Source organism: Jeotgalibacillus sp. 10bf12 (genome assembly GCF_055597105.1).
This window is the reverse complement of the sequence record NZ_CP200276.1, coordinates 1,908,877-1,925,405: the sequence shown is the minus strand read 5'-3', so window position 1 is coordinate 1,925,405 and position 16,529 is coordinate 1,908,877. Positions and strand designations below refer to the sequence as shown.

Annotated in this window: 15 protein-coding genes; 7 read left to right on the top strand and 8 right to left on the bottom strand. The window is 42.2% G+C overall.

The window, feature by feature from the left end; translation table 11 throughout:
* Positions 1–57: 57 nt before the first annotated feature.
* Entirely contained in the window at positions 58–1,413 is a 1,356-nt protein-coding gene (locus DH10bf12_RS10060) for a SpoVR family protein (protein WP_471735173.1), read from the bottom strand.
* Positions 1,414–1,547: 134 nt separating this feature from the next.
* On the opposite strand from DH10bf12_RS10060, the gene DH10bf12_RS10055 reads away from it, so the two are divergent.
* On the top strand, positions 1,548–2,156 hold the full coding sequence (locus DH10bf12_RS10055; protein WP_471735172.1) for a PepSY domain-containing protein: 609 nt from the start codon (positions 1,548–1,550) through the stop codon (positions 2,154–2,156).
* A 40-nt stretch (positions 2,157–2,196) separates the two neighbouring features.
* Here DH10bf12_RS10055 and DH10bf12_RS10050 read toward each other — a convergent pair whose 3' ends face one another.
* The 5 genes from DH10bf12_RS10050 to DH10bf12_RS10030 form a co-directional block, all read right to left on the bottom strand.
* Positions 2,197–3,177, bottom strand: coding sequence for a zinc-binding dehydrogenase (locus DH10bf12_RS10050; protein WP_471735171.1), 981 nt, complete (start codon positions 3,175–3,177; stop codon positions 2,197–2,199).
* A gap of 108 nt (positions 3,178–3,285) precedes the next feature.
* Entirely contained in the window at positions 3,286–3,939 is a 654-nt protein-coding gene (locus DH10bf12_RS10045) for a response regulator (RefSeq protein WP_471735170.1), read from the bottom strand.
* Positions 3,940–3,950: 11 nt separating this feature from the next.
* A complete protein-coding gene (locus DH10bf12_RS10040) occupies positions 3,951–5,060 on the bottom strand; it encodes a GAF domain-containing sensor histidine kinase (RefSeq protein ID WP_471735169.1) in 1,110 nt (369 codons plus the stop codon).
* A 321-nt stretch (positions 5,061–5,381) separates the two neighbouring features.
* Entirely contained in the window at positions 5,382–7,112 is a 1,731-nt protein-coding gene (locus DH10bf12_RS10035) for a phospho-sugar mutase (protein ID WP_471735168.1), read from the bottom strand.
* Positions 7,113–7,321: 209 nt separating this feature from the next.
* Complete coding sequence (locus DH10bf12_RS10030; RefSeq protein WP_471735167.1) at positions 7,322–8,863, bottom strand: GNAT family N-acetyltransferase; 1,542 nt, start codon at positions 8,861–8,863, stop codon at positions 7,322–7,324.
* A gap of 200 nt (positions 8,864–9,063) precedes the next feature.
* On the opposite strand from DH10bf12_RS10030, the gene DH10bf12_RS10025 reads away from it, so the two are divergent.
* The 3 genes from DH10bf12_RS10025 (at position 9,064) to DH10bf12_RS10015 (ending at position 10,911) form a co-directional block, all read left to right on the top strand.
* The gene (locus tag DH10bf12_RS10025; RefSeq protein WP_471735166.1) at positions 9,064–9,495 is read left to right on the top strand and encodes a disulfide oxidoreductase; all 432 of its coding nucleotides are present in this window, start codon (positions 9,064–9,066) and stop codon (positions 9,493–9,495) included.
* Positions 9,492–9,965 carry a thioredoxin family protein gene (locus tag DH10bf12_RS10020; protein ID WP_471735165.1) on the top strand — a complete coding sequence of 158 codons (474 nt, stop codon included), beginning with the start codon at positions 9,492–9,494 and terminating at the stop codon, positions 9,963–9,965. The genes DH10bf12_RS10025 and DH10bf12_RS10020 overlap by 4 nt, the downstream gene beginning before the upstream one ends.
* A 79-nt stretch (positions 9,966–10,044) precedes the next feature.
* Complete coding sequence (locus tag DH10bf12_RS10015; RefSeq protein ID WP_471735164.1) at positions 10,045–10,911, top strand: RluA family pseudouridine synthase; 867 nt, start codon at positions 10,045–10,047, stop codon at positions 10,909–10,911.
* Between the two features lie 43 nt (positions 10,912–10,954).
* Here DH10bf12_RS10015 and wrbA read toward each other — a convergent pair whose 3' ends face one another.
* Positions 10,955–11,566 carry an NAD(P)H:quinone oxidoreductase type IV gene (gene wrbA / locus DH10bf12_RS10010; protein ID WP_471735163.1) on the bottom strand — a complete coding sequence of 204 codons (612 nt, stop codon included), beginning with the start codon at positions 11,564–11,566 and terminating at the stop codon, positions 10,955–10,957.
* A 180-nt stretch (positions 11,567–11,746) separates the two neighbouring features.
* Between wrbA and DH10bf12_RS10005 the strand changes: the two genes are divergently transcribed.
* Together DH10bf12_RS10005 and DH10bf12_RS10000 are read left to right on the top strand one after the other, a co-directional pair.
* On the top strand, positions 11,747–12,277 hold the full coding sequence (locus tag DH10bf12_RS10005) for a flavodoxin family protein (RefSeq protein WP_471735162.1): 531 nt from the start codon (positions 11,747–11,749) through the stop codon (positions 12,275–12,277).
* Positions 12,278–12,435: 158 nt separating this feature from the next.
* Positions 12,436–13,062 carry a nitroreductase family protein gene (locus tag DH10bf12_RS10000; RefSeq protein WP_471735161.1) on the top strand — a complete coding sequence of 209 codons (627 nt, stop codon included), beginning with the start codon at positions 12,436–12,438 and terminating at the stop codon, positions 13,060–13,062.
* 303 nt (positions 13,063–13,365) lie between these two features.
* Here the strand turns inward: DH10bf12_RS10000 and DH10bf12_RS09995 are convergent, their stop codons facing one another.
* Positions 13,366–15,006 carry a M20/M25/M40 family metallo-hydrolase gene (locus DH10bf12_RS09995; protein ID WP_471735160.1) on the bottom strand — a complete coding sequence of 547 codons (1,641 nt, stop codon included), beginning with the start codon at positions 15,004–15,006 and terminating at the stop codon, positions 13,366–13,368.
* A 204-nt stretch (positions 15,007–15,210) separates the two neighbouring features.
* Here DH10bf12_RS09995 and DH10bf12_RS09990 point away from each other — a divergent pair, with 204 nt between their 5' ends.
* Positions 15,211–16,515, top strand: a complete 1,305-nt coding sequence (locus DH10bf12_RS09990) for an NCS2 family permease (protein WP_471735159.1) — start codon at positions 15,211–15,213, stop codon at positions 16,513–16,515.
* The last annotated feature ends 14 nt before the right edge of the window (positions 16,516–16,529 follow it).

Genomic DNA, 16,529 nt, shown 5'->3' with positions numbered 1-16,529 from the left:
TTATCTCGAATACAAAGTAATATTAAATGAAAAAACAGATCAATTCAACTGATCTGCTCAAGTTGTATATTCAATCTGTTTTTTATATACCCCACGGCCACTGCACGTAAACAGGAAAGCTTTTTGATTCAACATCGTTTCAAAATGGACCGTTCTGCCCCACAACTGATAAACATAATGCAGTACTTTCTCAAGATACTGAACATCAAGCTCTGTGCCTTCATACGAATGACGGATATAAAGCTCACCATTCTTTAAATAATCCCCATCTTCAACATAAAGGCAAGGAAAACCTCCATTCACTCTTGACTGAATCAGCTCATCTCTAACCGCTTCAAAATCCTTATCTGTTATTTTATAATCCTTGCCAAACTGCTGAAATAAGTACAGGTCCTCCTGTCTGGAGAATTCTTTAGTGAAGTAGTTTCTGATGAATGATTGATCCGATTCAAGCTCACGTATCTCAAACAGCTTTTTCAATGCATTTTTCGGATTATCTTCCTTCTTTTCTATATCCTGAAGCAATTTTAATCCAAGATAATACGGGTTAATTGAGGTTTTCGACGGCTGAATCACACTGGCATTTAATTTTGCATACTCAATCGTTTCCTCTTCAGATAATGGAAGCTCCCTCATGATTTTCTGGTGCCAGTAAGTGGCCCATCCTTCATTCAAAATTTTCGTCTCCAGCTGCGGCCAAAAGTACAGCATTTCTTCTCTTACCATCGTCATAATATCCCGCTGCCATTCTTCAAGCTCCTTGCTATGAGACTGAATAAACAACATCAGATCTTTTTCAGGTTGCTCAGGGAACTTTTTCTTCTTTGGCACCTCATCATCTTCAGCTGTTTTATCCCATAAATCACTGTACGGCTCTTTATACTTCACATGAGGTTTTTCGTCAGCCGGCTTCTCAGTTTTAAAAAGCAGCGGATCAATATGCTCTTCAATGGCTAACACAGCATTTAAAAAATCCTCTACTTTTTCAACACCATATTGTTTTTCATAGGCTTTAATCCGCTCTGAGGTTGAACTCATCTGCTGAATCATATCTCTATTCGTTTTACTGAAGCGTACATTGTTTTTGAAAAAGTCACTATGCGCAAGTACGTGGGCGATGATTAATTTATTCTGAATCAGTGTATTTGTATCCAGGAGAAATGCATAGCATGGATTTGTATTCACAACGAGCTCGTAAATTTTGCTCAGTCCAAGATCATATTGCATTTTCATTTTGTGATACTGCTTTCCAAAACTCCAGTGTGAAAAGCGCGATGGCATCCCATATGCACCGAATGTATAGATCACTGATGCGGGGCAGATCTCATAGCGCATTGGATAAAAGTCGAGACCAAATCCCTTCGCAATCTCTGTTACTTCTCCAATTGTTCTGGCTAATTCGTTTGATTCCACTCAGGTCGCCTCCTTCCTATACTCTATTCTTTTTCAAAACATCTCATTCTCATTAATTTCTAATCTTTCTCCCCATTTCTTCTAAGGATGCACGGGTAAGATAAAATTAAGAACAACATAAGGAGGCATTACACATGAACAAAAAGTTAATTGGGACCCTCGCAGGAGTAGTCATTCTCGGAGGCGTATTTGGTGCAAATGCAGTAGCTGATCAATTTAAAACAGTCGGTATTCCGGAAGAGAACTTTGAAGTTGCTGAAAGAACAACGGACGATGACCGGACAGAAACCGCACAGTCAAATCCTGCAGGAAGTCAGTCAGAAGAAACACTTCTATCTCTTGAGGAAGCAAAGGAAAAAGCGCTGACAGCATTTGGTGGTGTTGTAGAGAGCATTGAGCTTGAACGTGAAAATGGCAAAATGGTTTATGATATTGATATTGACAACGGACGTGAAGATGTTGATCTTGATATGGACGCCGTGACAGGAGAAGTGCTGAGAAGCAAAACTGACTGGGATGACGATGACAGAAATGTTTATCGCAATTCAGATGATCTCCTGACCCAGCAGGAAGCGCTTGATATTGCGACAGCTGAATTTAATGGCAAGCTTAAAGAAATCGAACTCGATGATGATAACGGAAGAATGATTTATGAAATTGAATTAAAAAATGGGGACCAGGAAGCTGAATTTGATATTGATGCAGAGACAGGTGACATTCTTGAAATGGAACTTGATGACTAAAAAAAACAGGGCCGGAAGCTTAATAAGCTCCCGGTCCTGCTTAGTTGATTTCCGCTACAATTTTCCCTTTTACTTTTCTTGTTTCGAGTTGTTCAAGTCCAGCTGGTATTTCTTCAAGTGATATTACCTGCTCGACCAGGCTTTTTATTTCATCTTTAGCCAGCAGCTCAACCAAATGATCTCCTATTGATTTGAGTGTAGCTTCTTCAGCATGATTTCCCGACTGAAATACACTGCCAAGCGCTACATGGTGGAATGAGATCGGATGGGCAAATGAAATGGAATCATTCATTTCAGGCTGTCCTGCAATAAATGCTATCTGACCATTATATGCAAGTGCCTTAAGTGATTTTGTCGCATTATCCTGTCCAACTGTATCTAGCACATAATTTACACCAAGATCATTTGTAAATTCTTTTGTTTTCCCGACAAAATCCTCTTTATTATAATCAATTGCCAAGTCTGCACCGAGCTGCTTTACATACTCATGATTTTCTTCTGATGCCGTAGTGATGACTGTGAGCCCGGCATATTTTGCAAGCTGAATCGCAAAGCCTCCAACACCACCTGCACCGGCATGGATCAGAATCGACTTGTTCTTTTGAATATGAAGCTTGTAAAACAGTGCCTGATAAGCAGTATAAGCGGCAACCGGCAACGCTGCAGCATCCGTATAGGATACTCCTTCTGGCAGTATTGAAACAGTATGAGCCTTTGCAACTGTATATTCAGCAAATGCACCTTTTTTAGTCATATCAGCCAGAAGAACAACCCGGTCACCTTCATTTAGATTTTTCACTGAAGCACCCGTCTTTACCACATCTCCAGCTGCATCAAGCCCGAGAATGTGTGGATAGCTCCAGGCTGGAGAACCATTTTCTCCGGTTTTATAATCAACCGGGTTCAGTCCTGCAGCTTTCACTCTTACCAAAACCTCATCTTCCGCAGGCACAGGTATTTCAATCTCTTCAACCTTCATGTTACGCCATTGACCTTTATCCTTTAACAGTAGTGCTTTCACTTCACATTCCTCCTGTCTTTATTTGATGCTACCCATTATATATTGGTCATAATCTGTCAGTCGACTGTGACGACTTTTCAAAAGAAAAAACTGTGCAGCTGCACAGTTTTAAAATTTCCTCTCAGGTGAAGCGAGTCCGTGTCTGACTGCATAGAGCGCGGCCTGAGTACGGTCTGATACTTCAAGCTTAGAAAAAAGATTCGAAATATGAGTTTTAACTGTTTTTTCAGTGATAAATAATGAGGATGCAATTTCCTTGTTGCTTTTCCCCTTTGCAAGCTCAAGCAGCACATCTTTTTCTCTTCTCGTGAGCTGGTGAACCTCATGAGGAGATGGTTCATCATAATTAACGCGTGTCATCAGGTGACTCGTTGCTTTAGGATGCAATGTATTCTCACCGTTCACTAGCTTCCGGATTGAGTCTGCCAATTCATCAGGCTCAATGTCTTTTAACTGATACCCGGCAGCTCCCGCTTCGATTGCCGGTACGACATGATCCTGATCTGAAAAGCTTGTCAGCATCATAATTTCTGTTGAAGGTAGTGCCCGTTTGATTTCTCTTGTGGCTTCAATACCATCCATCTCGGGCATAACAAGGTCCATTAATACAACATCAGGCTGGAACTTCTTTACCATCGCTACTGCTTCCACACCATTTTTAGCCTCTCCGACAATTTCAATATCTTTTTGCGTTTTTAAAAAGAACACAAGTCCTCTTCTGACCACATGGTGATCATCAGCGATTAACAATTTTATAGACATAAATGGACCTCCTAATAAGGCAATGTGATCTTAATTTGCGTTCCCTCAGCCGGGTGACTTTTTAGTGAAAATTTACCGTTTAATAATCTGGTTCTTTCTTTCATACTTGATATTCCCACTGACGGGAGCTTTTCTACGTGATCCGGGTAAAAACCCCGTCCAAAATCTCGGATTGTCATTTCAATCTCATCAGACGCTGCGTCAATCCAGATATAGAGCTCATCTGCGCCGGCATGCCGTTTGCAATTTGTGATCGCTTCCTGCCCGATTCTGAAAATGGTTTCTTCCACTTTAGCGGGCAGATTCAACACGCCTTCAATTTTTATAGTTGCTTTCAGACCCAGCATCTCAGCAAATCCATTCAGCGCTTCAGTCAGTCCGCCTTCCACTCCCTTTGGCCGGAGCTGCCAGATCAGGGCTCTCATTTCAGTTAATGCTTCCTGGGCCAGAGACTGGAGTCCATGAAAAGTTTCTTTTATATCCGGATCCTCAGACATTTCAGCTCCGCCTCTTGCAGTGAGCGTCATGGAAAACAACAGCTGATTCACGGAATCATGCAGATCACGCGCAAGCCGGTTACGCTCCTGCATCAGTGCAACCTCTTGCTCTTTTTTTGTCAGCTGAATCCGCTTGATTGCAGATCCGATTTGAAAAGCAACAGATTCGAGAAGCGCAAGTTCATGTGCCTCAAACTCACGTCTGCCAGGTGTGGCAACATTTAATAAACCAAAACGCTCATTCCCTGACTGCAGCGGAACTGTGGCATGATGCGTAATGCCTTCAGGATTTTCCTTACTGCGGTCAATGCCTTCAGTGATCCGCTTGCACTCAATGATATTTGAGGCCTTTCTCAGCCGCCCCTGCCTGAAGCGGTTCACACACCAGCAGCCTCCCGTTTTCATATACAAGCAGTCCTCTTCAGTCAGTATGTCAGGAAGATTTTCATGGGCAATTAATGCATGATCTCCGTTTTCTTCTATAAAAAAAACCCATCCTGTATGAAAATCTGTACCTTCAAGGAACTTCTCAAGAGATCCCTGAAGCATCGGTTCAAGTTCTGTTTCTTCGTTAAGAAGCTCAGCAATTTCTTTAAGGATGGTTACATGTGAAGGATCGTTCATTCAATCACCGCCTGTTTCTATTGCTTTTATTATAAGTCATAGACTGTAAGGGTACTAATGATTCCTGTTCGGTCAAAAGGCTGAAATACATGAAGACAGATAATGATTAATTATGAAAATCATTTCAAATTAACACTTAAGTGCAGCGTAGCGGAAGGCGGCGACTCCGGGACGATCAGTTGGAAGCTGAGACCCCACAAGGCGAATCCTGAACTTAACAACAACAATCCGGAAAGCGTCTGACTGAAGTGCAGCGGAACAATTAAAAAAGCTGACACAAAATAAAATGTGTCAGCTTTTTTAATGAAATATAGATTCAATTCAGTTCAATTCAGCTTTAATTTTCTCCATAAAGGATTGCTTAATGCTTTCAAGTTTCTCCTCGCTGTCCTCAAGTGATGAGCCGACTACGCTGAAGTAAAATTTGATCTTTGGCTCTGTGCCGCTCGGTCTGACACATACCCATGAGCCGTCTTCAAGAAAATATTTTAATACGTTAGAAGCCGGCAGGTTAATTTTATACTCTGCCCTTTCTTTAGAATGGCGGCGTAATGAAGTCAAGTAATCTTCCTGGGCTTCAACTGACAGGCCTGCTACTTCTTCAAGCGGCGTTTTTCTGAGAGAGGTTAAGAGCGACTGGATCTTTTCAGCTCCATCCTTCCCCTTCATCGTAATTGACTCAAGGTCTTCTTTGTAATAGCCATGCTGTTCATAAATTGCGAGAAGTACTTCATACAGGGTTTTACCATCAGCTTTATGATAAGCTGCCGCTTCAGTTGCTAAAAGTGCTGCCTGAATGGCATCTTTGTCGCGTGCAAAGTCTTTTACAAGATAGCCGTAGCTTTCTTCATAACCAAACAGGAACTCGTATTCTCCTGTTGCCTGGTAGTTTTTAATTTTTTCTCCGATAAATTTAAATCCAGTAAGTACGTCTTCTGCAGAAGCACCGTAATGCTCAGCTACTTTCCTGCCGATTTCAGACGTTACAATCGTTTTAAAGACACGACCATTCTCCGGCAGATGTCCTTTTTCTTTCTTACGTGCTAAAAGATAGTCAAGCAGGATCGCGCCTGTCTGATTTCCTGTTAACAGCGTATATTCTCCATTTGGTCCCTGCACTGCCAGCCCGAGTCTGTCGCCATCGGGATCCGCTGTAATCAAAAGATCTGCATTGACTTTCTTCCCGTCTCTGATCGCAAGCTCGAATGCGCCAGGCTCTTCAGGGTTTGGAGATTTAAGCGTCGGGAATTCAGAATCAGGCTGTTCCTGCTCTGCTACAACATGTAAGTCATAACCAAGCGCTTTCAGTCCGCGCTGCACCATTACATTAGATGCACCATGCAGCGGAGAAAATACAACTTTAAGATCTGATTCATTTGCCATTTGAGGCTTTTCAGATACAGTAATCAAATGCTCTGCATACGCATCATCCACCTCTGCGCCGACGATCTCAATCAGACCAGCAGACTTCAGTTCCTCAACAGGCTTAACCTGAATATCGAGTTCATTTTCAATCAGATTGATTTCATCAATCACATCATCTGCATCCTTCAGATTCAGCTGGGCACCATCAGCACCGTATACTTTAAACCCGTTATACTCAGGAGGGTTGTGACTTGCTGTAGTCATTCCGCCCATAAACGTACCAAGGTGACGCACGGCAAAAGAAAGCTCAGGTGTTGATCTGAGTGATTCGAATACGTATGTCTTAATACCATGTGAAGCAAGAGTACGCGCAATTTCCATAGAGAACTCAGGCGATTTTCTGCGGCAGTCATACGCGAGCACAACGCCTTTATTTTTCGCTTCTTCTCCATTTTTTTCTATGTATTTCGCCAATCCTTCTGCTGCTTTGCGGACTGTGTAAGTGTTCATTTTATTTGTTCCGGCACCGATTTCACCACGCATGCCACCTGTACCGAATTCAAGGTTTTTGTAAAATGCATCTTCAATTGCTTTGTCATTGCCTTTCATTGCTGCGAGTTCTGCATGCAGCTCCTGATCCAGCCCTTTGAAATTAACCCATTTGTCATAAGTGCTTTGTACGCTCATAAAATCCCCTCCGATTGACTTTTTACTATTGTAGCATGCCCTCAGACTGTTGAATATTGAAAAGTCTGAAAAGAATCTTTAAATGAAACAAGAAGAGACGGTATTCGCTTTCTGTGGATGAACGCTGTGGCCCGGGTATTTACTTTCCGGGCATTACCACTGCACGTTTTCCACAGGAGCCTTATACCATCTCTCCCCTTGATCATTCTTTATTTTTTGTAGTTAATCCCATAAATATCATGTCTCCGGTCCTTCAGCTGGCGCACGGTTCCGCCCTGACGCTGACGTCGCAGAATTTCAAGGTCGACATCCCCGATCATCACCATTTCAAGGTTCGGGTCTGTTTCACCGACAATCCCATCACGTGCAAATTCAAAGTCTGATGGCGCAAAGATTGCTGATTGTGCATACTGGATATCCATATTTTCAGTTTCAGGCAGATTGCCGACTGTACCTGAAATGACAGTATAGATCTGATTTTCAACAGCACGTGCCTGCGAACAGTATCTAACACGCAGGTAACCCTGACGATCCTCTGTACAGAATGGTGTGAAGATAATTTTCGCACCCATATCTGTCGCAATACGTGCAAGCTCAGGAAATTCAATGTCATAACAGATCTGGATTGCAATTTTACCGCAGTCTGTATCAAATACTCTGACTGTGTCTCCAGGGCTGATTCCCCACCATTTACGTTCATTCGGTGTGATATGAAGCTTGTACTGCTTTTCTATCGTCCCGTCTCTTCTGAATAGATAAGCGATGTTATAAATCTCGTCATCTTCTTCTTTTACAAAGTGGGAGCCACCGATGATATTGACGTTGTACCGTACTGCAAGATCAGTAAAGAGTTCAATATACTCTTCCGTATAATCCGTCAGCTTTCTAACAGCCATACTTGGAGACTTTTCATTCAGGAACGACATCAGCTGTGTGGTGAAAATTTCAGGGAACACGACAAAGTCTGACTGTGCATCTGAAGCCACATCTGTAAAGTATTCAACCTGGTTTGCAAAATCAGTAAATGAATCGATCTGACGCATCATGTACTGTACAACACAGATTCTCACAGGGTGGCTCGTCTTGAAGTGTCTCTTTGTTTTTGGACGGTAGTCTACATTGTTCCATTCCATCAGTGTTGCATATTTATTTGACTGCTTATCATCCGGCAGATAGTTCGGATTAATCCGCATCAGTGTAAACCCGTTGATCAGCTGGAATGACAATACCGGATCATAGATTTTATGCATCTGAACAGAATCAACATATTCACGTGGTGACATTTCACCTGAGTATTTATGGTAGTTCGGAATTCTTCCACCGATAATAATACTCTTCAGGTTGAACTCTCTCGCTAACTCTCTTCTTGCTTCATATAATCTGTGACCCACCTTCATCCGGCGGAAGTCAGGGTGTACCATGACCTCAATGCCGTAAAGGTTGTATCCGTCAGGATTATGGTTCGTGATATATCCTTCATCTGTTACATCGTCCCACGTATGACGATCATCATATTCATCAAAGTTAATGATCAGACTTGAGCATGAGCCGATGATATCCCCATCAAGTTCAGCGACAAGCTGGCCGTCAGCGAACATTTCCAGGTGGCTTTCCAGATGCTCTGTTTTCCATGGCTGCATGCCGGGGAAGCAGAGTTTTTGCATATGAATAATTTTATCTATATCCGCATGAATCATTTTACGAATGATCATTTTCTTCTCAAATTGAGATAAATCAAGTTTTTCAGACATACTTTCACTCCTCAAGCACATAGTTACTGTTAATTATAAACCCAATATATAATAATAACAGCTGTAAGTCTTATCGTGCCAAATTTTAGACATATTCAATCTGTTTTTAAGGGTTATGTATTTTCTCCGCTTGTATTATTGTCATTTTAATTTTACAATCTTCAATGACAAGAGATTTTCAAGCGAAATGAGGCGTCATGATGACCAAAAAGATTGAAAATATGCTTTTTGCTGCATGGGCTGCCGCTTTTACTGCTACAATGGGATCATTATATTTCTCAGAAATAAGAGGATTTGAGCCATGTGAGCTGTGCTGGTACCAGCGCATTTTTATGTACCCGATTGTAATCATTTTACTCATTGCGATCATTAGAAAAGATGCAAAAGCTGCCCTTTATTCTGCAATTCTCTCCGGGATTGGCGGATGTATATCGATTTATCATTACAGCATTCAGAAGATTGATACCCTGTCAGCTTCTGCTCCTGCATGCGGCAGAGTCCCATGTACAGGAGAATATATTAACTGGGCAGGATTTATCACGATTCCATTATTGGCACTGACTGCCTTTACCATTATTTTTGTTTTGAGTCTGATGATTCTTAAGCAATCGAAAGGAGCAACACAATCATGAAAAAAGTTTTAATTTTCGGCGGTGTCATTGTGCTGATTTTTGCAGCAATCGCCCTGATAACAAATATGCAGAACTCTTCTGCTACTGAGGATAATCCATACGGTAAAGACGATTTGAATCAGGCAACAATTGATCTGCTTGATGATGAAAATTATCAGAATCAGATCGTACCTGATGAGCTGGAAGAACGTATTACAAGCGGTGAAGCTACGACCGTTTACTTTTTCAGTCCTACCTGTCAATTCTGTCAGGAGACAACACCTATACTGGCTCCACTTGCAGAAGAAATGAACGTTGATATGCTTCAGCATAATTTACTTGAGTTTGATAATTCATGGAACCAATACGGCATTCAGTCAACACCAACGCTGATTCACTATGAAGATGGCGAAGCTGTAGACGGTATTGTCGGAGCTGCAACTGAAGAGGATTACAGAGCATTCTTTGAGCGCAATGTAACAGGAGAATAAACCATTAACTGCCGGGGGATCACAGCTGCTGATTTCCCGGCAGTTTTTTTCATACAGATGAGAGAAAGGAGCAGTAAAGATGAAAGAACGTTTTTCAATAAAGATTCACACAAATTGGGACGGATACACGTTAGATGCTTTATTAAAAGATCATCTCGCTTTCAGCAAGAAAACGATTCATCAGTGGCGGATGGAGAAAAGTATATTAATTAACGGAGAGCTCAAGCCGTGGAAAGATCCACTGGCTGAAGGCGATGTGATTTCGTTTGAATATGATGCTTCACAATCCGCTCCGGCATGGAATCATGAGATTGAAGTGCTGTATGAGGATGAACATCTGTTAGTGGTCAATAAATTTGCAGGCCTAGATACACATCCAAACGATGAGTCAGATAAAAAGACGCTGCAAAATGCAGTCGTACATTATTTACTTTCAGCAGATCATTCAGGTTACGCACAGCCAATTCACAGACTTGACCGTGACACAACAGGTGCCATTCTTTTTGCCAAGCATCCGGCAGTTAAACCATTACTGGATCAACTTCTTGAAAAAAGATTGATTAAAAGGACATACATTGCGCTGGCAGAAGGTAAAATGAAGCCGCATGGAACAATCAGTCAGCCAATCGGTAAAGACCGGCACCACCCTGTCAGAAGGCGCGTGTCCCCTGGCGGTCAGAAGGCTGTTACGCATTATCAGCTGGTATCTTATGATGGAGACAAAAACCTGTCTTTCGTTGAATTGAACCTTGAAACAGGCCGTACCCATCAAATCAGGGTACACCTCTCATCCATTGGTCATCCGATCGCAGGAGATACGCTTTATGGTTCAATCTCTAAACAGTTCATCTATCAGGCATTGCATGCGAAGAAGCTGACATTTACACATCCTTTTACACTAGAGCAGATCAGTGCAAGTGCACCTGCTCCGGGTTATTTTAAATGACATAAAAAAAGCAAAGGCACACTGGCCTTTGCTTTTGTTGTGATTATTCTTTTCCTGCTTTAACCCATTTCGCTACTTCAATTGTACGCTTGGCCTGATATTTCACACCATCAGCCACATTTTCCTGCATGTTTCCATCCCCATCAACCGTTACGCTTGTGCCATAAGGGTTACCGCCTGAAGCGAATGTCACAGGATCTGAATAACCAGGCGCTGCAATAATCGCACCCCAGTGCATCATTGTTGTGTAAAGGTTCAGGATCGTTGCTTCCTGTCCACCGTGCGGGTTCTGAGCTGAACTCATACCACTTACTACTTTATTAACAAGCTTCCCGTTAAACCATAAGCCACCTGTTGTATCAATGAAATTCTTCATTTGAGCAGGCATGCTACCGTAACGTGTTGGAATACTGAAAATAAATGCATCCGCCCACTCAAGGTCATTCAACGTAACAACCGGGACCTCCTTGGTTTCTTCATAATGTTCCTTCCATGCAGGGTTTGAAGCAATTGCCTGCTGTGGTGCTGTTTCTTCCACTTTAAGCACTTTAACCTCTGCGCCAGTTTCCTTTGCAGATTCCTCTGCCCATTTCGCCAGCTTGTAGTTAGTACCTGTTGAACTGTAATAAATAATTGCTAATTTTACGTTAGACATTGGACACTCTCCCTTTTCATCAGTATCATTTTCTGAAAATTAATTCACGTTTTATATTATTACCTTTTAGTTTCTTTTATAAACATAGTTTCGAAAATCTCAGTTTCAAAGTATCAGACGGATCGCTTTATCATAGAATGAGTAAGATATAGAATCTGTTTAAAAGGAAGGATGATATTTGTGACTTTATTAATTATTAGCGGAAGCTCCCGCGAAAACAGTAATTCAGAGTTTTTTGCTGAAAAAGCTGCTGATTCATATACAGGAGATGTAAAATGGATTCGTTTGAGGGAAAAGAATATCCGGCAGATTCATGATCAGCGCCATGATGAAAATGGATTTGATTCTGTTTATGATGACCATACACAAGTCGTTGAAGCGATGCTTGAAGCAGATGACATTCTTTTTGCCACACCATTATACTGGTACGGGATGAGCGGCTATATGAAAACATTTATTGACAGGTGGTCTCAGGCAATGCGTGATCCTGACTTGAACTTTAAAGAACGTATCTCCGGGAAACATGGTTATCTGATCACGTGCGGCGGAGATCAGGTAGACCTGAAAGGCCTGCCACTGATTCTTCAGTTTAAGCATATATTTGAGTTTACAAATATGGACTTCAAAAAATACTTTATCGGAGAAGCAAGAAAACCCGGTGACGCCAGAAAGAGTGACAGGCTGAATCAGCTTGAACATTTCTTCAGCTAGCATATAAGCTTCTGCAGTCTATTCAAAGACTGCAGAAGCTTTTTTAGCACCTGAATACTTGACAATAACCATTTGCTTATACTATAGTAATCACTGTTTACTAATAACTAAAAGTAACTGATTTTAATAGAGAAAGTGAATGCCAGGAGGATTTTAACATGTCAACAACGACTTTAGAAAAAAATGTATTTGATGTTCTTTTTGAGAGAAGAGCGACTAAACAATATGATCCTGAAGCAGAAATCAGCCGTGAAGAGCTGAATGAACTGCTTGGAGCAATGGGACAGGCACCTTCAGCCTGGAATCTTCAGCACTGGAAGTTTCTCGCGTTTCATAACCCTGAATCCCAGGAACGCCTGCTGCCGATCGCTTATAACCAGCAGCAGATCACAGACGCATCAGCAGTAATCGCCGTTCTTGGTGATCTGAGAGCAAATGAAAATGTCGATGCTGCATTCGACCCTGCTGTTGAAAAAGGCGCAATGTCTGAGGAAATCAAACAGGCGCTGAATGGACAGATTCAGGGCGCTTATGAAAACGGGCAGTTTGCACGCGACGCAGCTTTCTCCAATGCGTCACTTGCAGCCATGCAATTCATGATCGCTGCTAAAGCAAAAGGCTGGGACACTTGTCCAATCGGCGGTTTCAGTGATGCGCAGCTGATTGAGGAATTCGAAATTTCAGACCGTTACGTGCCTGTCATGCTGATTACAGTTGGTAAAGCGGCTAAAGAAGCTCGTAAGTCTGAGAGAATTGATATTGATGAGTTAGTTGAATATGTATAATGCATGAAAAGGGTGAGACGCTGGTGTCTCACCCTTTTTGTTTCCTTGTTGCATGGATTTGATTGTATGCCGGACGATTGGCGGGCCGGTGCTCGGAACACTTCATTGCGTCACCTTTTTAAATATATCTATCAGCTATGGATGTATTCCGTCACCTTTTACGCTGATTCGTTACCGGATCTTGGGCAGCAGCGGAATTCCATCATCTATCAGATTAATTCCAATACCTTTCAAATGAATTCCATCATCTTTCTATTTATTCGAACGTCCGCACCAGACTGAGCCCAGTCCCTGGAACAAGGCTTATTTAACCAGATCCTCTGCAAACCGCTTAATCAACCCCGGCAGGATACCGAACGTATAAGGCTTATACACCCGCTCCGTCCATTTATGACCATCACGTCCGTAGACACCGATATTAATAGAAGGAATATTCAGCTCCCTGATCAGATGAATCGGTACCGGATAAAGATCCTGCATTCTTGGAATATTTCTCTTCAGCATCTCAATGGCTTCTTCTGATTCGTGAAGAGAGAGAAAGCTCCCATCAGCTAAATACGGAAAAAATCGTTTAGTGACAAACTCCTCCCCTTCAGCTTCAGCTGTTTCCTTTAAGTGTTTCTCAAGCTTTTGCATAATGTCTGTTCCGTGCTCATTTTTATTACTTAAATAATTGTGCGGCAGGAACGGCGGCGCAAAGAACATTAACACACGCGGTGTCTTTTCAGGGTCAAGCTGCTGCAGCTTCTCAGCAAGTGCAAATGCAGCTTCACGCTTATCTTTCCCCTTAAATTTTTTCACCACTTCATTTAAAGGACCTTCTACATCGATCCCCTGGGCCCTCAAAGATGATTCAAGCTCACTGAATGTACTGACATCCATCTGAAAATTCCAGTCACTTGGCGGGAAGCCATGCTTCTTTCTGAAGTCGCTGTACTTCCGCGTACTTTCTCGGCTGATTTCATAAACCGCTTCAATCGCAATTTTCCGGAGCTTCTCCATTACATCCTGAGCTGTCTGTTCGAATACAAAATAGTTAAAGTATAAATGCGCACTGATCGCTGTCTGCACATTGTAATCTTTTTTATCGTCTTTAAAATGAAGACATGCCGGTGGCAGCACATATTCACCATCCAGATCTTCTGCCAGATCAATATTCTGATTGATCCTTCTGTTCAGCTCAGCACCAATACGTGTTGGATCTATTGAAGTGAGAACATCCCCAACGTGCGCCTCCCGTCCGTAAATATAAAAGCATGGAAGCACTTTACCTGCTGCACCAGTATAAATATATTTCGTTCGGTCACCATCATACATCGGTGCGATAAAGTCATTATTGATCGCTGCTACATAGTCAAATTGCTTTTCTTTCTTCATTTTTGCAAGCTCTTGAAGCGCTCCAAGCATGCCTGCATGTTCGCTTTCTTCATCCGGGTTAAATAGAAACAGTAAATTGCCATCACGTTCCTCTTCAGAAAACTGAAGCAGATTGACAAGATGCACTGCCGCTCCGCTTTGCATATCAAGCGATCCTCTGCCAAAGAGCCATTCTCCTGATGTTGCCTCCTGCCGTACACGATAGTCTCCAGGGAAATCCTTAAAAAACCCCTCAAGCTTGTCAGGATCATGTGCCATGTTCTGCAGTGAACCAAAATCCTCTGTCCCTACTGTATCAATGTGGCTATGAAATAAAACGGTTTTATCAGATTTTCCCGGCAGCATGGCCCAGACGTTTTTCCTTTGAAAAGGGTCATCTTTAATCTGCTGAATCCAGACGTGCTCCGGATGATCTTTAAAATATGGAAATGAACGAATCCATTCATATATTTTTTCGACTTTATGTACTTCTCCGGGTGTTCCTGTATAGCTTTTCATTTCAATGAGCTTTCTTGTGATCAATTCAGCCTGCTCAGGAGCAGATAAATGCTGGATTTCGTGATACATCTCATAACCCCCTGCTGTCTTTTCATTCATCTTAATGGATCGGCGCTATGATTGAAAGCAGATGACTGTAAAATCATGTGCAAAATCCCAACACAAAAATTTTCTACAAAGAATTCTTTAAAAGGGGTTGTAACAACCAATATAAACGAATATTATATAACTTGTGCATAAAAACGTTCGTATTTTTAACAAAGGACTGATTTGATGTTTCGCTTTCATTTAAAAGAAAATAACACCACTGTCAAAACGGAGTTGCTGGCAGGTTTCACAACATTTATGACAATGGTTTATATTGTTGTTGTCAATCCGATTATCTTATCAAGTGCAGGTGTACCATTTGACCAGGTATTCCTCGCTACGATTATTGCAACTGTCATCGGAACACTCTGGATGGCACTGATGGCCAATTATCCGATTGCAATCGCACCCGGCATGGGGTTAAATGCATATTTTGCCTTTTCAGTAGTAGGCACCAATACAAACATCACCTATGAAGTAGCTTTTGCAGCGGTATTTGTTGCAGGTGTACTCTTCACCGTTCTTTCATTGACGTCATTCAGAAAAAAACTGATTGAAGCGATTCCCGACAACCTGAAGCACGGAATCACTGCCGGAATCGGATTGTTTATCGCTTTTATCGGGATGAGAATGACCGGTATTATTGTTGCTCACCCGGATAATCTTGTTGCATTGGGTGACCTTCATTCGGCCCCGGTGATATTAGCGTTTGCGGGCCTTGCTGTCACGTTGATTCTAATGGCGCTGAATGTAAACGGCGCACTGTTTATTGGTATGATTTTCACCGGAGCAGTTGCTTACTTCACGGGTCAGCTTCAGTTTGATGGAGTTTTAGCGATTCCGAGCCTTCCTGAAGGAATCATCATTTCAAATCCGATTGCAGCATTTGGCGATGTCATTCAGTATGGACTATTCGCTGTGGTCTTTTCATTCCTGCTTGTTACGATTTTTGATACAACCGGCACAATGATCGGTGTTGCACAACAGGCCGGGCTGATGAAGGGGAAAACAATGCCGCGCGCAAGACAGGCACTGCTGGCTGATTCGATTGCTGCTACAGCAGGCGCGATGGTCGGGACAAGTCCGACATCTGCTTATATTGAATCGTCTTCAGGTGTCGCAGCAGGTGGACGTACGGGACTGACAACCGTTACCGTGGCAGGATTATTTATTGTTGCTGCTTTTTTCGGACCTTTAGTTGGTGCGGTTTCCGGGGTCGCAGCGATTACAGCTCCTGCACTGATTATTGTCGGAAGCCTGATGATGAGCAGTATCTCACATATAAAATGGGGAGAGATTGATGAAGCTTTCCCTGCATTCCTGATTATTTTAAGTATGCCGCTGACATCCAGTATCGCAACAGGGATTGCGCTTGGATTTATTTCCTACCCGATTTTAAAGGTTGTGAAGGGGAAATGGAGAGAGGTTCATTTTCTTGTGTATCTGTTTGCTATTTTATTTGCTTATCAGCTGGTGTTTTTACCGCATTAACAGAAAGGAAGGTA